26 protein-coding genes are annotated in these 17,813 nt (G+C 58.3%); 17 read left to right on the top strand and 9 right to left on the bottom strand.

The annotated features are described in order from the left end of the window. Position 1 precedes the first annotated feature (1 nt). Together KJS55_RS06240 and KJS55_RS06235 are read right to left on the bottom strand one after the other, a co-directional pair. Positions 2-745, bottom strand: a complete 744-nt coding sequence (locus KJS55_RS06240) for an ABC transporter ATP-binding protein (protein WP_187027880.1) — start codon at positions 743-745, stop codon at positions 2-4. Positions 746-767: 22 nt separating this feature from the next. Further along, a complete protein-coding gene (locus KJS55_RS06235) occupies positions 768-1,541 on the bottom strand; it encodes a TraX family protein (RefSeq protein ID WP_228300476.1) in 774 nt (257 codons plus the stop codon). A gap of 341 nt (positions 1,542-1,882) precedes the next feature. On the opposite strand from KJS55_RS06235, the gene KJS55_RS06230 reads away from it, so the two are divergent. The 8 genes from KJS55_RS06230 to KJS55_RS06195 all read left to right on the top strand — a co-directional run bounded on the left by KJS55_RS06230 (position 1,883) and on the right by KJS55_RS06195 (position 6,474). After that, positions 1,883-2,596: a LytR/AlgR family response regulator transcription factor gene (locus KJS55_RS06230; RefSeq protein WP_187027881.1), complete on the top strand. Its 714-nt coding sequence runs from the start codon at positions 1,883-1,885 to the stop codon at positions 2,594-2,596. 3 nt (positions 2,597-2,599) lie between these two features. Next, on the top strand, positions 2,600-3,889 hold the full coding sequence (locus tag KJS55_RS06225; protein ID WP_213542932.1) for a sensor histidine kinase: 1,290 nt from the start codon (positions 2,600-2,602) through the stop codon (positions 3,887-3,889). Between the two features lie 230 nt (positions 3,890-4,119). After that, positions 4,120-4,392, top strand: coding sequence for a hypothetical protein (locus tag KJS55_RS06220; RefSeq protein ID WP_213542931.1), 273 nt, complete (start codon positions 4,120-4,122; stop codon positions 4,390-4,392). 129 nt (positions 4,393-4,521) lie between these two features. Further along, positions 4,522-4,722, top strand: coding sequence for a hypothetical protein (locus tag KJS55_RS06215; protein WP_187027884.1), 201 nt, complete (start codon positions 4,522-4,524; stop codon positions 4,720-4,722). A gap of 52 nt (positions 4,723-4,774) precedes the next feature. Then, positions 4,775-4,957 carry a hypothetical protein gene (locus KJS55_RS06210; protein ID WP_187027885.1) on the top strand — a complete coding sequence of 61 codons (183 nt, stop codon included), beginning with the start codon at positions 4,775-4,777 and terminating at the stop codon, positions 4,955-4,957. A 258-nt stretch (positions 4,958-5,215) separates the two neighbouring features. Beyond that, complete coding sequence (locus tag KJS55_RS06205) at positions 5,216-5,560, top strand: hypothetical protein (protein WP_187027886.1); 345 nt, start codon at positions 5,216-5,218, stop codon at positions 5,558-5,560. 150 nt (positions 5,561-5,710) lie between these two features. Beyond that, positions 5,711-6,130, top strand: a complete 420-nt coding sequence (locus tag KJS55_RS06200; RefSeq protein WP_213543706.1) for a hypothetical protein — start codon at positions 5,711-5,713, stop codon at positions 6,128-6,130. Then, the gene (locus KJS55_RS06195) at positions 6,127-6,474 is read left to right on the top strand and encodes a DUF4358 domain-containing protein (RefSeq protein ID WP_213542930.1); all 348 of its coding nucleotides are present in this window, start codon (positions 6,127-6,129) and stop codon (positions 6,472-6,474) included. Before KJS55_RS06200 ends, KJS55_RS06195 begins: the two co-directional genes overlap by 4 nt. Positions 6,475-6,530: 56 nt before the next feature. On the opposite strand, the gene KJS55_RS06190 is transcribed toward KJS55_RS06195, so the two are convergent. Beyond that, a complete protein-coding gene (locus KJS55_RS06190) occupies positions 6,531-7,649 on the bottom strand; it encodes a DUF362 domain-containing protein (RefSeq protein ID WP_213542929.1) in 1,119 nt (372 codons plus the stop codon). Between the two features lie 49 nt (positions 7,650-7,698). Continuing rightward, on the bottom strand, positions 7,699-8,112 hold the full coding sequence (locus KJS55_RS06185; RefSeq protein ID WP_187027889.1) for a hypothetical protein: 414 nt from the start codon (positions 8,110-8,112) through the stop codon (positions 7,699-7,701). A 262-nt stretch (positions 8,113-8,374) separates the two neighbouring features. Between KJS55_RS06185 and murI the strand changes: the two genes are divergently transcribed. The 8 genes from murI (at position 8,375) to KJS55_RS06145 (ending at position 14,812) form a co-directional block, all read left to right on the top strand. After that, positions 8,375-9,190, top strand: a complete 816-nt coding sequence (murI, locus tag KJS55_RS06180) for a glutamate racemase (RefSeq protein ID WP_187027890.1) — start codon at positions 8,375-8,377, stop codon at positions 9,188-9,190. Continuing rightward, on the top strand, positions 9,177-9,614 hold the full coding sequence (locus KJS55_RS06175) for a YwiB family protein (RefSeq protein ID WP_228300475.1): 438 nt from the start codon (positions 9,177-9,179) through the stop codon (positions 9,612-9,614). The genes murI and KJS55_RS06175 overlap by 14 nt, the downstream gene beginning before the upstream one ends. 28 nt (positions 9,615-9,642) lie before the next feature. After that, complete coding sequence (gene argS / locus KJS55_RS06170) at positions 9,643-11,388, top strand: arginine--tRNA ligase (protein WP_213542928.1); 1,746 nt, start codon at positions 9,643-9,645, stop codon at positions 11,386-11,388. Between the two features lie 262 nt (positions 11,389-11,650). After that, complete coding sequence (locus tag KJS55_RS06165) at positions 11,651-12,367, top strand: AzlC family ABC transporter permease (protein ID WP_187027893.1); 717 nt, start codon at positions 11,651-11,653, stop codon at positions 12,365-12,367. After that, positions 12,358-12,693, top strand: coding sequence for a branched-chain amino acid transporter permease (locus tag KJS55_RS06160; protein WP_283093706.1), 336 nt, complete (start codon positions 12,358-12,360; stop codon positions 12,691-12,693). The genes KJS55_RS06165 and KJS55_RS06160 overlap by 10 nt, the downstream gene beginning before the upstream one ends. 67 nt (positions 12,694-12,760) lie before the next feature. Further along, positions 12,761-13,294: a DUF6512 family protein gene (locus KJS55_RS06155; RefSeq protein ID WP_228300474.1), complete on the top strand. Its 534-nt coding sequence runs from the start codon at positions 12,761-12,763 to the stop codon at positions 13,292-13,294. Positions 13,295-13,442: 148 nt separating this feature from the next. Further along, positions 13,443-13,676 (top strand): hypothetical protein, encoded by a 234-nt coding sequence (locus KJS55_RS06150; protein ID WP_187027895.1) that lies wholly within the window; start codon positions 13,443-13,445, stop codon positions 13,674-13,676. 14 nt (positions 13,677-13,690) lie between these two features. After that, the gene (locus KJS55_RS06145) at positions 13,691-14,812 is read left to right on the top strand and encodes a toxic anion resistance protein (RefSeq protein WP_213542927.1); all 1,122 of its coding nucleotides are present in this window, start codon (positions 13,691-13,693) and stop codon (positions 14,810-14,812) included. A gap of 56 nt (positions 14,813-14,868) precedes the next feature. On the opposite strand, the gene KJS55_RS06140 is transcribed toward KJS55_RS06145, so the two are convergent. Further along, a complete protein-coding gene (locus KJS55_RS06140; protein ID WP_187027897.1) occupies positions 14,869-15,033 on the bottom strand; it encodes a hypothetical protein in 165 nt (54 codons plus the stop codon). Positions 15,034-15,097: 64 nt separating this feature from the next. Further along, positions 15,098-15,619 (bottom strand): hypothetical protein, encoded by a 522-nt coding sequence (locus KJS55_RS06135; protein WP_187027898.1) that lies wholly within the window; start codon positions 15,617-15,619, stop codon positions 15,098-15,100. A 131-nt stretch (positions 15,620-15,750) separates the two neighbouring features. On the opposite strand from KJS55_RS06135, the gene KJS55_RS06130 reads away from it, so the two are divergent. Further along, positions 15,751-16,056: a helix-turn-helix transcriptional regulator gene (locus KJS55_RS06130; protein WP_187027899.1), complete on the top strand. Its 306-nt coding sequence runs from the start codon at positions 15,751-15,753 to the stop codon at positions 16,054-16,056. A 38-nt stretch (positions 16,057-16,094) separates the two neighbouring features. Here KJS55_RS06130 and KJS55_RS06125 read toward each other — a convergent pair whose 3' ends face one another. From KJS55_RS06125 to KJS55_RS06115, 3 genes are read right to left on the bottom strand one after another with little or no spacing between them, the layout of a single operon-like run. After that, positions 16,095-16,637: a hypothetical protein gene (locus KJS55_RS06125; RefSeq protein WP_187027900.1), complete on the bottom strand. Its 543-nt coding sequence runs from the start codon at positions 16,635-16,637 to the stop codon at positions 16,095-16,097. After that, positions 16,627-17,475 carry a DUF1700 domain-containing protein gene (locus tag KJS55_RS06120; protein WP_213542926.1) on the bottom strand — a complete coding sequence of 283 codons (849 nt, stop codon included), beginning with the start codon at positions 17,473-17,475 and terminating at the stop codon, positions 16,627-16,629. Before KJS55_RS06120 ends, KJS55_RS06125 begins: the two co-directional genes overlap by 11 nt. Further along, positions 17,472-17,789 carry a PadR family transcriptional regulator gene (locus KJS55_RS06115; protein WP_187027902.1) on the bottom strand — a complete coding sequence of 106 codons (318 nt, stop codon included), beginning with the start codon at positions 17,787-17,789 and terminating at the stop codon, positions 17,472-17,474. Before KJS55_RS06115 ends, KJS55_RS06120 begins: the two co-directional genes overlap by 4 nt. Between the last annotated feature and the right edge of the window lie 24 nt (positions 17,790-17,813).

The following is a 17,813-nucleotide window of genomic DNA, read 5'->3' as shown; positions in this document are numbered from 1 at the left end:
CTCACTCCCTGCTCATGTCCCGGATGGCGTCCAGGAGCTGGTCCTGAAAGGCGGAGCGGTCCGTGGCGCCCTTTTCCAGGGTCCGCCACACCACGCCGTCCCGAAGGATGATGACCCGGTCGCAGAAAGAGGCGGCGTAGGAGTCGTGAGTTACCATGAAGATGGTGGCCTCCAGAGCGTCCCGGGCCTGCTGGAAGGAGCGGATGACGGCACGGCTGGACTTGGAGTCCAGGTTGCCGGTGGGCTCGTCGGCCAGGATCACCAGGGGGTGGTTGATGAGGGCCCGGGCAACGGCAGTGCGCTGCTTTTCGCCGCCGGAAATCTCCGCCGGGTACTTGTTCCGGATGGCGGAGATGCCGAACACATCGCACAGCTGGTCCGCCCGAGCCTCCGTCAGGTGGCCGACAGCGCCGGAGATGATGGCGGGCAGAAGGATGTTCTCCCGGACCGTCAGGCCGTCCAGGAGCAGGAAATCCTGGAAAACAAAGCCCAGCTTCCGGTTGCGGACAGCGGCCAGGGCGTCCTCGTCCAGGCGGGCCAGCTCCTCCGTACCCAGGGTGATCTGGCCGCTGTCGGCTGGAATGTAGCAGGAGATGCAGTTTAAGAGGGTGGTCTTGCCGGAACCGGAGGGTCCCATCACGGCCACGAACTCCCCGGTCTCCACCGAGAGGCTTACGCCCTTGAGCACCTCGTAGGTGGTCTTACCCACCTGATAGGATTTGTGCAGGTCTTTGACAGTCAGCATCGTGTTCTCTTCCTTTCTTGGATTACAGGATATTTTGAATGAGTGCGATGACCGCGAGATGGACGGGGTAGAAGGCGTAGAAGAACCACTTGTTGATTCTCAGCCGGGACCGCAGGGGCAAAAAAATCAGCGGAGCGGCCAGAATTGCGAAGAAGGACCAGTCCACCGTCCATCCGCCCAGCGTCAGGCACAGGGGGTCCTCCGCCCAGCCGTTCCAGAGTGCCGGGAGATAGCTCAGGGTATAGAGCGCGGCCCCGATACCGGGATGGTTCCGGCAGAGGTAAAAGATCAACATCAGCTGAATGCCGGTGCCGGAGTAGTCAAAGTTCCACCAGCTGACGGTGAAGAACGCCAGGGCGAACAGCCACCACTTCCGCTCCTTGACGCCGTATAGGGCCAACAGGCTCAAAAACAGCGTGAAGAAGATGTTCCAGTTGGTGAACTGGCGGAAGAATTCCTCCGCCGGGTGGAAGGCCAGCACATAGAACGGCTGGCTCACCAGGGCAAAGACGCCCAGCCGCAGCAGGTACTTTCTCACGTCCCGGGTATAGAGCAAGCCCACCGTCAAACAGTAGCAGAAGATGGGGAATGCCAGCCGCCCAATCCAGCGGAAGAACCCCACATCTGGAAAGAAGGCACCGCCGATGTGGTCGATCAGCATAGCGGTGATGGCGATGAGCTTCAAAAGGTCGGTATTCAGGTTGGTTTTGAGCCGGGGACCGGACGCCGGGATGGCGGGCGGGGTGGCGAGTGCGCTCCACACGCGGGAGCGGGTGATGGTCAGTTGCTGCATCATGGTTGTTTCCCTCCTTGTTGAGACTAGCGTACCGCGAAATAACCACCGCCGCAAACGGGGCTGTCATTTGCGGCGGCGGAGGTGTCAAGTTTGGTATCGGCGGGGAGCGGCATGTCATAAACGGCGGAATTTCTGTCAAGTTTGGTTTGGCGGCTGGGAGAAAGTGTGGTACAATAGCCGCGAAACGGCCATGGTATCTTGGATTAAAATGCATATGCCACAACGGTGCTTTGCACCTGCGGCATAATAGCCGCGAAGCGGCCTGCCGTTTTTTCCCGTTTTCGGGAAAGCCCGCCTGTTTGTGACATCCCGGCGGGAAGTTCTCTGGAAGAGGTGATGGGATGCTGCGCATTGGCATCTGTGACGACGTCTATGACGCCCGGCTGGTGCTCCGGTCCGCTCTGGAGCGGATTTTGGAGCGCCGGCATGTGGAGGGACGGTTTTTCGAGTTTTCCTCCGGCGAGGGGCTGCTCCGCTGGCTGGAGAGCCATGCCGGGGAGCTGGACCTGGTGTTTTTGGACATGGAGATGGGGGAGCTGGACGGCATGGAGACCGCCCGCCGCCTCCGGGCGCTGGATGTGGGACTTCAGCTGGTGTTTGTCACCGGCTACGCCGACCACGTCTTTGACGGCTACAGTGTGGGGGCCCTGGGGTATCTGCTTAAGCCACCGGGGGCAGAACAGCTGGAGGAGGTATTGGACCGGGCCCAGGGGGCGCTGTACCGGGACCTGGACCGGGCCTACATCTGCCGCAGCGGTGACACCCACTACCGCATTCCTCTCGGCAGTATTTCTTATTTTGTCTCTGACAGGAGGCAGGTGACGTGCGTCACCCCGGGGCGGGAATATACCTTTTACGGCAAGCTGGATGCCGTGGCGGCGGAATTGGGGGAGGCGTTTGTCCGCATCCACCAGCGGTATCTTGTCCGGGCCGCGGCGGTAGACCGGGTGGAGGGCAGCGAAGTGGTGCTGCGGGACGGCGCCCGGCTTCCTGTGAGCCGCTCCTGCCAGCAGGCGGCACTGCTGGCCCTGACCCGGGTGGAACTGGAGAGGTGAGGAATGGGACACGTGCTTTGGCTATTCTGGGTCTATGGCGGCTATTTCCTGTCCGTAGCTACCAGCGGCTTTTTTTTGTACAGGCTCTGCGCCCCCTTTGTCAGACCCCGGAAGGGGCGGGTCTGGAACGCTCTGCTCTTCCTGAACCTGATGGGGGCCAGCGGCATGGTGATCTGGATCGGAGATCCCAACCTGCTCTATACGCTGCCGGTATACTTTGCCCTGTTTCTTCTTGCCACGCGGGGCGACTGGGTGGGACGGCTGGCGGTGTGCATCATCCTCTTCTGCCTGGAGATGTCTGTGTGTGCTTTTCTGGACTCCTATGTGCAGTTTTTCAACGACTATGGCCTTTACGACCTGTACGATGTGGTGACTCGGCTGGCCCGGCCCCTGACATTCGGCGCGCTGTGGCTGCTGCTGCGCCGCCGCCTGCCCCGGGAACCGGCGACGCTTTCCCGGCGGCTGTGGAAGCTGGTGCTGGGGCTGGCAGCTATGCCTCTGTGCGCTCTGATCGCCGTGGTGCTGCTGACCTTCCGGAAATACGACTCCGCGGAGGTGGACGCTGTGGCCATGAGCCAGGGCGTGGTAGTGCTGCCCTTCACCCTGCTGACTTCTCTGGTACTGCTGCTGGCGATCCTAATCCTGGCGGAGCACGAGCGGCTGGAGCAGTCAAACCGCCTGGCAGCCCTGCGGGAGGTTTATTACCAGGGCCTGCGGCAACAGGAGACCCAGGTGCGGACCTTGCGCCACGATCTGCGCAACCACCTGACGGTGATCCGGGGCCTTCTGGAGCAGGGGAAGACGGCGGAGACGCTGGGCTATCTGGTCCAGATAGCCGGTTCCCCGGCCCTGCGGGGAACCAAGCGGTTTTGTGACAACGAGACCGCCAACGTGGTCCTGGCCGCCAAGGAGGAGCAGATGCAGCGGCAGGGTGTGGCGGCCGATATCGCGGTCTCGCTGCCCCGGGAGCTGCCTGTTGCGGACATGGATTTAACGGCCCTGCTGGGTAACGCCCTGGACAATGCGATAGAGGCGGTCTGCCAGGCAGAGGAGCGGCGGATTACCGTCCGCTGTAGAGCGGATAAGGGGCTGTTGATGCTCCGGGTGGAGAATACCATGCGCGGCGGGGTCCGGCCGGACCTTGCCACCACCAAGCCAGATAAGAGCGCTCACGGCTTCGGTATCGCCGGCATGCGGGAAATTGCGGAACGGTACGGCGGCTCTCTGGACGCCCAAGCCGGGAGCGGCCGGTTTGAGTTGCTGGTATGTCTGCCGCTTCCCAAGACGCCCTGAACGAAAGTTCAGAGCGTTTTGAGAGGCTCATCGCGGCGGACAGGAAAGGTTTGCTCCCATTCCTCGCGGTGTAGAAAAAGCGGTCAGAAGGTTGCTGGACTTCCTGACCGCTTTTCGTTGTAATCCTGTACAGCGGCTACCTGGTTTCAGGATGCCGTTGATACTGTTTTGTACGTAGTCATCTCAATAGCGAGGTTTTTGCCTGGAACCCCAAATAAGAGCGCGATATCGTGAAAGGTTATGTGAGAGCCGGGGACGCCGTGGTGATCCACAGAGTCCAGCGTGGGCCTCGCCGTCAGCGACGGCGCCGCCATTGCCGGGAGGCGGCTGAGCCCATTGCCGCAAACGACCTGCATGGGCTGGTCACGCTGCGTCTGCTTGCCTGCGTTATGGTGCGGCGTGCCAACGAGAATTACCGCTTTTTCATGAGCTTTCTATGGAGGGCTGATTGCTCTGGATACTTTGAGGATCTTATCACCGTCCACCTCGGTGCTTCCACATAACCTCTCCACCCTGCTGAGCAGCATGAAGTGCCTGACGCAGCCTCGGCATGCGGCGGAAATGCGCCGCCCTCCGGCGGGCTGTCCGTATAGGCGGAAAGAAACAGGGCAGACTACTCCTGAGGTGATCAAATGGCAAAAAAGGGAATGGCCCGTCCGGAGTGGACGCACCAGCAGCCCCGCAATGATGTGCCCCCCGTTCCGGAACTGCAGGGGAAGGCCAAACGGGGCAAGGAGCGGGCAAAGCCCGTGATTCCAGGCACCAGCGGCCCGGATATGAAGGTGTACCACAAACTCAAGGGGGATGGCTCCGTGGGGGACCCGGAGCCCTGAACCCTGGGTTGAGGGACGGAAAGACTGTCCATTTCATGGATCAGGAGGAAAAATGATGGAGCTACCCCTGGGATTTGGCATGGCGCTGGCACAGAACGAGGCGGCGATGCATGTGTTTGAAGCAATGACGGATGCGGAAAAGCAGGCTGTTTTGGAGCAGTGCCATCAGGTTCACTCCAAGCAGGAGATGCAGATGCTGGTAGCACGGCTGGAGGAGAATGGTGCGCAGGGATAACCTGCGCACCGCTTTTTAGCAGTTCCGCAGCCAGCATGAACGGTACGACGTGCGCAGAGCACATCGGACGGAATCATTCCCTCTGCGAGAGGAATCACCCGCCAGGGAAACTTTTGCGGACAGGAAAAACGGATCACGGGGAAATTTGAAAGGAAGGAACCGGCATTGCACTTTACGGAAGATGACATACCGGCTTGACACGGTTTTCCAGGAATGGTACCATAGACTCCACAGAATCTCCGGACGGAGACATCTTGAATGAAAGAAAGGGAGTTTACTGTCATGGCGGGGACACAGGAAGAGCGGAATCAGGTGATCTCCAAGATCAGGGAGATCGTCTCCAATGAGAAATTCAAGCTGGATGCCTATTACTTCTGCGGCTTTCCATCCGGAACACCGAATGAGAAGCTGCTGAAGGCCTGTGAGAGATATCTGGAGACCCTGGACCGGTCGGAGGAGCCGGATCGGGGGGTCACTGATGAGATGCTTGCTGAGCTGGAGAACACGCTTGCCAGAAAATCCAAGGCCGCGGATAACCTGGTCAACAATGACGCGGACATTCAGGCGGTCCTGGACCACAGGGAGCTTTTGATACAGGGATAAGATCCACCACAGCGCGAGGCATGGGAACGCCCCATGCCTCGCGCTGATTTGTGGCCGGAGAAAGAGAAGAGGCGGGAACTTTTTGGCGGGAGTTTCGTCTAAAGTTCTACTAAGGGCGCAATGCGCCGGAGAAAGAGGAGACAGAGAACCATGACACAACGTAATCGAAACCTGCTGACTCTGCTGCTGGCCCTGACCCTGCTGCTGGCTCTCACAGCCTGCGGAGGTGACGGAGAGACCAAGGACCCCGTTGAAAATCAGGTCGAGGAGACAGATGACACGCAGATGGAGGACGCTTCCGCAAATACTGACGATACCGCAGACGATTCAAACGTGCCCCCAGAGGAGCCTTTAAAGCCGGAAGAGGCGGGAGCGGCCACGGAGACAGAGAGCAAGCCGGCTTCCGGAAACCAGGGCGGTGTGCCGGCACCCAAGCCGGAGACGCCCGCAGAGAAGCCGGCCGAAACCCCAGATTCCAAGCCTGTGGAAAAACCCGCCGAAGAGCCGGAGACCACAGCGGTGGATTTGGCGGAATTCTATGCCGGTTCAGCGATCAGCTGCCCGCCATGATGTCGGTGGAGGGCGAGACGCTGGAGAACTACTACCCCGGCCTCGCGGACATCGCCGCCCGCCAGTGCTTGGTATATTACGCCGCAATCTCTGCCAGCGTGGGCGAGATCGCCCTGGTGGAGGTGGAGTCCGCTGACGATGTGCAGGCTGTCAAGGACATCTTCCAGGCCCGGATTGACTACCAGGTGGGGGATGAGACCAATCCCGGCGGAGCGTGGTATCCCGCCAGCATTGAGGGATGGAAGAACAACTCCCGCATTGTCTCCAATGGAAACTATGTGATGCTGGTGGCGGCGGACGGCGCAGACGACATCGTGTCTGCTTTCAACGCACTATTCGCGTGAGCGCGGGTATGAAAAAAGAGCGGGCTTCCTACGGAAGCCCGCTCTTTTGCTGAAGATTAAATGGTGATCAGGTCATATTCCCGACTGCCCAGGCCCAGCTTTTCCGCATGCTCCAAACACACCTGCCAGCGGGTATCCGGGTGGGCGGCCTGAAACAGGTCCCCGCAGCTACAGTCATATCCCTTGTCAAAGAGGAGGGAGCCCGGCATGGCGGGCTGAGCCACCACCGCGTCGGCACACGCCTGATCCAGAGCCACGGGATCGAAGGAGGCGAACATGCCGATGTTGGGAGCAATGGGGGCGTCGTTCTCACTGTGACAGTCACAGTTGGGGGAGATATCCATCACCAGCGAGACATGGAAACAGGGCCGGCCGTCCACCACTGCCTTGGTGTACTCTGCGATCTTGCAGTTGAGAATGTCCAGGGACTCATCGTTGTCGGCATGGATGGCGTCGGTTGGGCACAGGGCCAGACACCGGCCACAGCCCACGCACCGGTCATGGTCGATGGTGCACTTGCCGTCTTTGATTTGAGGCGCGCCGTGGGCACAGATCTTCGCGCAGTTGCCGCAGCCAACGCACGCGTCCTGGCTGACGGAGGGCTTGCCGGCGTTGTGCTGTTCCATCTTACCTGCCCGGGAACCGCAGCCCATGCCGATGTTCTTGAGGCACCCGCCCATGCCTGTCATCTCGTGGCCCTTGAAGTGGGTCAGGGAGATGAACACGTCCGCGTCCATCACCGCCCGGCCAATCTTGGCGGAGCGGACATACTGGCCGCCCTCCACAGGGACCTCCACCTCGTCGTTGCCCTTGAGCCCGTCGGCGATGATGAGGTGGCAGCCGGTGGAGTAGGGGGTGAAGCCGTTGATGTAGGCGGACTCCAGATGGTCCAGCGCGTTTTTGCGCCCGCCGACATAGAGCGTATTGCAGTCCGTGAGGAAGGGCTTGCCGCCTTGGCTCTTCACCAGGTCCACCACGACCCGCGCCCAGTTGGGGCGCAGATACGCCAGGTTCCCCGGCTCACCAAAATGCATCTTAATGGCGACGTACTTTCCCTCCATGTCCACATCGCCAAAGCCCGCAGTCATCATCAGGCGGGCCAGCTTCTGGGGCAGATTCTCCCGCCAGCTGGGGCAGCGAAAATCCGCAAAATAAACTTTAGACTTCTCCGACATCTTTTGACACTCCTTTTTCCCAAATCACAGGGCCGTGCCCTGTAAACCGTTACTCCTCTAAATCCACGTTGACATGATCGGTCCCATGTCGATCAAATTCTGACAGATAGGTATCAATCCGTTCCATCAGTGCACGATAATTCTCACCGGTCAGAGGCTCGCCGTCCATATCCCGCAGAGCCAGCTCCTCAGCCAAAATCTCGTAGAATACAATATCCTCATAGTGCTCGATGGCCTCGTGAATGCCGCCGTCGGCAAAGGCGCGGGACGGAATCAGCTCGCCGTGGTAGAGCTCCACCAGGCTCCGCATTCTGCGCTGCAGGCAGTGGGAGAAAACCAGACTCTCCACCTGGTCGTACTCCTTGATCCGGTCATCCTCCCGGGTGGAATTGATGACCCAGTTTCCTATGTACACCAGGTCCAACAGATAGCGATACTGTTGCTCTGTCAGTTCAATTTTCATGGGAAAACACCTCCCGGACAATTTAGCAGTCCAATTATAGCAGACCCTTATGCAAAATTCCACCTAAAAAACAGGGAAAAAACACTAAAATCTGTCTGCGAAGCATGTATATCCTTTGAGCGGCGGGCCTATTTGACCGCTTGGACGGAGAACTGCCCGCAGTTGCTTTCCAGATAACGAAAAGATTTAGGTCTTGTCAACAGATGGGCAGTCATAGTATAATATAAAATCCTGAATGCAGCTGCAGAAGGAGGTGGCGCCCATGGACACGCGGCCCATCGGCGTATTCGATTCGGGACTTGGCGGTCTGACTGCGGTGCGATCGCTGCGGCAGATTCTGCCGGAGGAGCAAATTATTTACTTTGGTGATACTGCCCGGGTGCCCTATGGCGGGCGGGAGCGAGAGACCATTTTGAAATATGCCCGGCAGGACGTGCGATTTCTCCGTTCCTTTGACCTTAAGGCCGTTGTCATTGCCTGCGGCACCATATCCACCACCTCTCTAGGTACCCTCCAGGAGGAAAACGACTTGCCCATGGTGGGGGTAGTGGAGCCAGCCTGCCGGCGGGCGTTGGCTGTGAGTGAAAAGAAACGGGTCGGCGTGATTGCCACACTGGCCTCGATCCGCTCCGGCGCCTATGAGACGGTGCTGCGGCGGCTGGACCCGGAGGTGGAGGTTTTCCGCCAGTCCTGCCCGCTGTTTGTACCCCTGGTGGAGAACGGCCGTTTCCGCCCCGGGGATATTGTGATTGAAACCGTGGCCCGGGAATATCTGGAACCTCTGCGGGAGACTGGAATTGACACATTAATTCTGGGCTGTACCCATTATCCGCTGCTGGTAGACATCATTGCGGAAATTCTGGGGCCCAAGGTGACGCTGGTCTCTGCGGGGGAGGAGTCCGCCTATGAGCTCAAGCGTCTGCTGAAATCCGGCGGCCTCTGGGCCGGCCCGGCCGGCCAGGGCGGGACGGAGTTCTATGTCAGCGACCGGCCGGAGGATTTTGAGCGGATCGCATCGGTGTTTTTGCAGGAGGACCTGCGCCACACCGCACGGAGGATTGACATTGACCAGTATTGAGAAAGTACCGGTGCTGCTGTCCATCCGGGGGGAACAGTATTTTGAGGGTGTAGACCCGGACGCAACCGAGCTGATGACCGAGGGCACCATGGAGCTTACAGAGTCTGGGATGCGTCTGAACTATCAGGAGACGGAGCTGACCGGCATGGCGGGGACCAGCACCACCTTTGAGGTACGGGGGCCCCGGGTGATTCTGACCCGGTCCGGGAAGGTGAACTCCCAGATGGTGTTTGAAGAAGGGCGCCAGCACACCTCCCTGTACGAGACGCCCTTCGGAGAGCTGACGGTGGATATCCAGACCGGACGTCTGCGGCACAATCTCAGCGAGCGGGGCGGCGTGATGGAAATCCAGTACTCCATTGCTGTGGAGCACACGGTGACAGGCCGGAACAGGTTTAAAATCCGTGTCCGGAGAAAAAACTGAAAACATCTCAACAAAAGAGGAAAATGATATGATCAACATGATCCAAAACGCGAAGGACCAGGCCGCGGCGCTGGCCATGAGCGCCTATCAGGCCGCGGTACGGGACGGCACGCTGCCCCAGGCGGAGGTCAAGACCGCACCGGTGGAGATTCCCAAAGATACCGCCAACGGCGATTTCACCACCACCTTTGCCCTGGCGGCCAGTAAGCTGCTGCGCCAGCCGCCCCAAAAGATTGCCCAGGCCCTGCTGGACCACATGGACCTGGCAGGGAGCTACTTTGCCTCTGCGGAGATTGCCGGCCCCGGCTTTTTGAACTTCCGCCTGAACGAGAGCTGGTACCAGGGCGTGATGACAGCGGTGGAGAGCGAGGGGGACGCCTACGGCACCGCCGGTCATCTCAAAGGACAGAAGATCATGGTGGAGTTCGTCTCTGCCAATCCCACCGGTCCCATGCACATGGGCAACGCCCGGGGCGGCGTGCTGGGCGACACGCTGGCCAGCGTCCTCGCCGCCTGCGGCGCGGACGTGACGCGGGAGTTCTATGTGAACGACGCCGGCCACCAGATCGACAAGTTCGCCCACTCTATTGAGGCCCGCTACCTCCAGATCATCCAGGGGGAGGACGCTGTGCCCTTTCCGGAGGACGGCTACCAGGGGGCGGACATCCGGGAACTGGCCCAGGCCTATTACGATCAGAACGGGGACAAGCTCCTGCATGCCGATCCCCAGGAGCGGCAGGAAGCCCTGGCCCAGTATGGCCTGAGCGTGAACCTGCCCAAGATGAAAACGGACCTCCGGCGCTATAAGATTGAATACGATAACTGGTTTTTGGAGTCCAGCCTTCACGAGAGCGGGTATGTGGCTGAGACGGTGGATCTGCTCACCGAGCGGGGGTGGACCTATGAAAAGGACGGGGCGCTGTGGCTCCGGACCGCCGACATCATGCGGGAGAACCTGCTCAAGGCCGGAAAGAGACCGTCGGACGTGGAGAAGCTGGACCTGAAGGACGATGTGCTGCGGCGGGCCAACGGGTTCTATACCTATTTTGCGGCGGACATTGCCTATCACCGCAACAAGTTTGCCGTCCGGGGCTTTGACCGGGTCATCAACATCTGGGGTGCGGACCACCACGGGCATGTTGCCCGCCTTAAGGGGGCGCTGGACGCCCTGGGGCTGGACGGCACTGGGCGGCTGGATATTGTGCTGATGCAGCTGGTAAAGCTCCTGCGGGATGGGGAGGCCGTCCGCATGTCCAAGCGCACCGGCAAGGCCATCAGCCTCTCGGATCTCTTGGATGAAGTCAGTGTGGACGCCGCCCGCTGGTATTTTAACGCCAAGCCGGACACCCAGATGGAGTTCGACCTGGGACTTGCGGTCCGGGAGGACAGCGAGAACCCTATCTACTATGTGGAGTACGCCCATGCCCGCATCTGCTCACTGCTGCGGACCCTGGGGGAGGAGGGGGTCCACGTCCCGGCCCAGGCGGACGTGGACATGTCGCTGCTGGCGGGAGAGACGGAGACGGCCCTTATCAAGCAGCTGGCCCAGTTCTGCGAGGAGATTAAACTCGCTGCCCGAGACTATGACCCCAGCCACATCAACCGCTGCCTCCAGGAGCTGGCGGCGTGCTTCCACCGCTTCTACAACGCCTGCCGCATCAAAGGCGAGGAGGCCGCGGTGCAGGCGGCCCGGCTGAAGCTGGCGGACGACACCCGCGTGGTGCTGAGAAACGGACTGAGGCTTATCGGCGTGGACGCACCGGAGAAGATGTGAGCGAAGACGGTATGCCACGGCTTTGATTGGTGCGGTTCTGAGCAGCCGCAAACAAAGATCCAGGGAAACGCAGAGGAGCGGAAGAAGCGCAAAGGTCCTTTTAACGGGCGGCCGCCGGGAAACCGGGGGGCCGCCCATTTCTCTCGACAGTGGTGAAGGTTTTTCCTCCTGCACTACAGAAGGAAAAACCTTCACCGGGCCTTGACAAAGCTCCTGCGCCGGGGGTATTCTGGTACAGTTCATAAGACGGGAGTGAATCACTATGGAATCTGTGGAAGAGATCAAACAGCCGGGTCGGCCGCAGAACGCGGCGCTGCGGGCCGCCTTTCCCGCCACGGTGCCGGTTTTAACGGGATACCTCTGCCTGGGGATGGCCTACGGATTGCTGATGTCTGCCAGTGGATATGGGCCCCTTTGGGCAGTTTTCATGAGTATTCTGGTGTTTGGCGGCAGTATTCAGTATGTGGCCGTCACGCTGCTGACAGCAGCCTTTGCGCCGGTGCAGGCCTTTTTGATCTCCGTGATGGTGAATGCCCGGCACGTTTTTTACGGGCTGTCTCTTTTGAAAAAGTACCAGGGCATGGGACGGGTGAGGCCCTTTTTGATCTTCGCTCTGACAGACGAGACGTTTTCGCTGGTCTCCACTCTGGAGCCGCCCAAGGATGTGGAGCGGAGGGATTTTTACTTCTGGATTTCCCTGCTGAATTACAGTTACTGGGTGTGCGGGTCCCTCCTGGGCGGGATTTTAGGATCGCTGCTGACCTTTGATACCACGGGGATGGACTTTGCTCTGACGGCCCTGTTTGTTGTGCTGTTTCTGGAGCAGTGGAAGAAGCGGGAGAACCGCGCTGCCGGGCTGATCGGGATGGCCTGCGCTGCCGTGAGCCTTGCCGTCTTTGGGGCGGATAACCTGGTAATCCCAGCTATGGCGCTGATTTTGGCGGCTTTACTGGGGGGGAGGCGTCTAAATTGCATTTAACAGGATTTGAGACGCTGGTGATGATTCTGGCGCTGGCAGCCGGGACGCAGCTGACCCGCTGGCTTCCGTTCTGGCTGTTCCCGGAGAATAAAGAGCCGCCGGCAGTGGTGGCGTACCTCAGCCGGGTGCTGCCTCCAGCCTGCATGGGGCTGCTGGTGGTCTACTGCCTGAAGGGAGTCTCTTGGCTCTCCGCTCCTCACGGCGCACCGGAGCTGCTGGCCATCGCGGCGGTGGTGATTGTCCACAGGTGGAAGGGAAACGTTCTGCTCTCCATCGCCGGCGGCACGGCGCTATATATGCTGCTGGTGCAGGTGATTTTTGCATAAGCTTCTAAGATTTGCATACAATGGAACTGCGGCCTCTGGCCGCAGTTCTTTGCAGATTAGGAGGCACATGATGCGCAGACGGCTGTTTTTCTGGGAGTTGGCAGGCTTCTTGTTTACCGGAGCTCTGGGAGTGCTGCTGCACTTTCTCTACGAGTGGAGCGGAGGGAATACCCTGGCAGCGGCCTTTTCCGCGGTCAATGAGTCCACCTGGGAGCATATGAAGCTGCTGTTTTTCCCGATGTTTGTTTTTTCGGTATTTCAGGTGTGTATCATGGGACGAAACTACCCGAACTTTCTGGCGGCTCGGGCGGCAAGCATCCTGACAGGACTGGTGTTGATCCCTGTGCTCTTCTACACATATACCGGCGTGTTGGGACGCAATATCAACTGGGTGGATATTGCAATTTTTTTTCTGGCAGACCTGGGCGCCTTTTTGCTGGATGCCTGGCTCTTGCGGCGGGGCAAGCTAACCGCACCCTGGCAGCAGATTCTGGGTCTGCTGATTCTATGGGCGGTGGCATTTTGCTTTGTCTGGTGTACGTTCCGGCCAGTCAAACTGGCCCTGTGGATGGACCCGGTGACAGGCACGTTTGGCGCTTAGAATATAGAATACCCCACCGGTCGAAGGCTTGCGGCAGCCTCCGGCCGGTTTTTTCACGAAGCCATGGGTGCGAATGGGAGATTCCCTTGACCGCCTTTGCCAAGCGGCGTATAATAGGAGATAGCAACAGGAAAAGGAGAAACCGATCATGCAGAAAAAGAACTCGCCCAACTGGGTGATTATTGGCGCCTGTGTATTTTGCAATGCTGTTTGCGCGGGGCTGTGGCTGTACCGCGGATTCTTTTGGGGAGACGGCGTGGATTGGTTCTATGTGGCTGTGGGTGCGATCTGGCTATTGGTTGCCCTGCTGTGGTGTGTCCGCATGATGCGCCGGCCCCGCAAGAAAGACTCGGGAGACGCCCCGGACAACGCGCTGAGATAGAGGAGGAGACGACCATGGATTCACAAAGCCCGCAGACGCCTGCCCTGACTCTCCATGGAGCGACATCGGCTTCGCCCGCGGAAGAAGAAACGGTTTCCGCGCAGCTGGATGAGAGCCTTCTGACCGAGGCGGAGAGGAAGATGGTGGAGGAGTTCTCTGCCAAAATTGACGTGATGGACTCCAGCCAGGTGCTGCAATATGGCGTCGCTGCCCAGAAGCATGTGGCGGAATTTTCAGAGACCGCGCTTTCCTCGATCCGCTCCAAGGACCTGGGCGAGGTGGGACAAGCTCTCTCCCAGCTGGTGGTGGAGTTGAGGGGCTTTGGAGACGAGGAGGAGAAAAAGGGAATTCTGGGCCTCTTTAAAAAGGCTGGAAACAGGCTGGAGGCAATGAAGGCACAATATGCCAAGGTCGAGGCCAATGTGGACCAGATTGCCCGCCAGCTGGAGCAGCACCAGTTGACGCTGATGAAAGACGTCGCCATGCTGGACCAGATGTATGAGCTGAATCTGAAGTACTATAAAGAATTGACCATGTACATTCTGGCGGGAAAGAGGCGGCTGGAACAGCTCCGAACCGGTGAGCTGCCGGACCTGAAAGCCCGCGCTGAGTCTACAGGTGCACAAGAGGACGCCCAGCGATACAACGATCTCAGCCAGATGTGTGAGCGGTTTGAGAAAAAACTCCATGATCTGGAGCTGACAAGGGTTATTTCCATTCAAATGGGTCCTCAGACTCGTCTGCTGCAGAATAACGACACGCTGATGGTGGAAAAGATCCAGTCCTCCCTGGTGAATACAATTCCCCTGTGGAAGAGCCAGATGGTGCTGGCACTGGGCCTGGAGCACAGCCGGCAAGCCACGGCAGCCCAGAGCGCGGTGGCGGAGATGACAAATGAGCTTTTGAAGAAAAATGCCGACCTGCTCAAGATGGGAACGGTGGAAACCGCCCGTGAGGCCGAGCGTAGCGTGGTGGACCTGGAGACCCTGCAGCACACCAATCAGCAGCTGATCGCCACACTGGATGAGGTGATGGATATCCAGCGCCAGGGCGCGGAGAAGCGGCGAAACGCCGAAGCCGAGCTTGGCCGCATCGAGGGAGAGCTTAAGCAGAAGCTCCTGGAGCTGCGGAACTGACATGACATTATACAAACAACCCCTGCTTTCAAAAAGAGCAGGGGTTGTTTGCGTGTTCAGACATAATAGCGAAATTGGCGAAGCAGGTATTCCACGTCATCGTCTAGCGGGCCGTACTCTGCAAGCAGAGCATCTCGGATTTTGCGTAGGGCATCCTTGTTTCCGGAGTCATTGGCTACTTTAATAGCGGCAAGATAACGGTTGTAGTCACTGGACGGCATAGCTGATTTCTCCTTTTTCCAAGATTCCGTATGATGCGGGGGATAGACATACGAGCGAACCAAATTATGAGATAACGGTATCCAACATATCGCAGATGATGGTATACCACTGTTGTTCGGCCTCCATTTTTTCCTTGTCACTTTTCCCTTTGATGAGGTGCCGGACACCTGCGATGCCCGCCCCCACAATTGCCGCGCCTGCGGCAGCGTTTTCCAGGGGATTATATCCCCGGTAATGGATACCCTCCTTTGCCGCAGCATTGAACTGTTTTCGGACTGCCTCTGCTTTTATGAGCTTACTGGTACCAAAACTCTCGGCAGAGACGAATGCATAATTCCCTTGACGTTTAATGCGGACAGCCACTGAAAAATAGTCTTTTTGATGTTCCGGATGGTACAGAACCAGACAATCTTCGGCCCCGCCAAACAGGCCTCCTCTTACCTGGTCCAAACGAAATGCGATAGGAATGCCTGCCTGCTGAGCTTCACCTTGCAGCAGAGACTGAATTGCCTGTAGAGTAATGTCCTGCCCATCCTGATATCTGATTTGTGGACGGAATTCCTGCAATTCTTTTTCTTTTATCACAATCATTTGCTCCTCTCTGATTGGTTTAGAATCAAATATAATTCTTTTAGATTAAATATTATTATGCTTTTGGAAAATTTGCAAGGGGAAATATTATCTTTAAGATCATAAATTGAGGTGAAGAATCGACGATGAAAGATCGACTGCTGGGAGACACCATTCGTGCCGCACGAATGGAAAAAGGGTATACACAGGAAAAGCTTTCAGAACTCTTGGATATTACTCTGGTGCATCTTGCCAATATAGAGGGCGGCCGCCGCAATCCATCTGTCCCCCTCCTTTTTCAGATGATGGCACTGCTGGACTTCTCCGTGGATGCACTGGTATTTCCGGACCGGGCAGAGAACCGGGTTTTGCATACCAACGGGCTGACAGAACAGCAGATTGAGGCCCTCTCCCGGCTGATCGATACCATGAAAACAAAACCAGCGGTTTGAGAGATTTCTCTCAAACCGCTGGTTTGTTTCACACGCGTTTACCCCAGATGTACCCGCTGCGCGTCGTCGGGATGGACCGATACCACAGCCTCGGTGAGCTGCCAGCAGGTATAGTCGCTGACTCGGCCGCTTTTCAGGTCTGCCAGCAACTGGTCCTTACAGGCCAGAAGCAGGGCCAGATCACTCCGGCTTTGCCAGTAGAGGCAGATGTCCCGACCGTTAGAACCGGAATCGTCCGTCCAATCGTCCGTCCAGTAGCCAGGAGTCATATTGGCGCCCTCATAGCGGAGGTCCAACTCTACAGTTCCAGGGGTGACGGTGTCCCGGACCTCAATCCGTCCCAGCGCGCGGAGCTGGCTGGAAAACTCGCCGTCATGGCTGAAAATGGAGATGGGGCCTGTCGTATCCCCAAGCTCTACCACAATATGACTGCTCTGTGGAGCGCCCTCCACCAGCTGTACGCCTCCATAAGAGAGGGAGGACGCCTCCACCAGCTGCACCCCAACGCCAATGCCTGTCAGCAGCAGACCGCCGCATAGCAGTCCCAGGCAGGTCCACCGAAAGGTACGCTTATTTCTCATCGGGGTTCTCCTCCTTCTCCAATTCCTCCCGCATGGTAGACAGCACCTGGGGCGGGACGGTGTCTGCCTGTGCTGAGGCAGGTCTGTGCCGGTGCCAGATCAGACCGCTGCCAAGGCCCAGAACTCCAGCGCAAAAGGCAGTGATTCCCACACACCCCAGCACTGCGCCGGTCAGTGGAAGCCCCTGGACCAGCCAGACCATCAGCACGCCGAATAAAAGCAATGCGGCAAGGCCCGCGCCCAAAAAGGGGAGCGCGCACAGTGCCAGTGCGAAGTTCCACAGCAGCCAGGCCAAAAAACGGCACAGGCGGACGATACCGTTTCCGGCACTGTGGAAAAACCCGCCGAAAGCCGTACCGGCTCGCTGCTTCCTGCTAGATAAGGGGCGGGATTCTTCGGTGATCTGCACAATACATTCCTCACTTTCTTGTTGCATGACGTTTGGCCTCCGGAAGAGGATGCGGAACCGCGCTGCAAGGCGGTGGGGAAAAGCGGCAATCGCCCGGCCCGCCCTGGAGAAGAATACGGCAAGTCCGTGTCCCAGCCTCCGAAAAAAATTTCCGGTGTGAGACCAGGCGCGGCTGAGAGCGGGACGCGGGTCCAGAAGCTTTCCGGGTGCCCTGCTGTAGGCTGGATTTACATGATAGGCCGCCAAAATCTCTGCTGTCAACTGATGGATGTCGCCAAAGTCCTGGATGGCCTCCTCCTCGGTGAGTCCCCCAGCGATCCGCATGTCAATATGCTGGGCATACTCTGCCAGAATGTCCTGCTGCTCGGACTCTGCCAGAACCGCCAGGCCGTTTTGCAGCTCCTTCAAAAACGACTCCTTATTTTTCATGCTCTCTGCTCCTTTAGAAAACGATTGACCTGCTGTTGAAACAGGTCCCACTCTGTCTCCAGAGCGTCCCGGTATAAAATCCCCGCAGCTGTCAGATGGTAGTATTTGCGGGACGGGCCTTCGGTGGACTCCCGGAGATAGGTCTCAAAATAGTGCTCATTGGTCAGACGCTTGAGGAGGGGGTAGATGGTACCCTCATTCACGTCCACCACCTTGGAGACCTCAGCCACCAGTTCATAGCCGTACATATCCCGCTTGCGCACGGATTCCAGGACAATCAGTTCCAGAACGCCTTTTTTGAACTGCGCATTCATAACATCTCCCCTTTGATGACTATC

The sequence above is a fragment of the Pusillibacter faecalis genome, assembly GCF_018408705.1.
GTDB classification, from domain to species: domain Bacteria; phylum Bacillota; class Clostridia; order Oscillospirales; family Oscillospiraceae; genus Oscillibacter; species Oscillibacter faecalis.
This window is presented reverse-complemented; position numbering and strand designations above follow the sequence as displayed.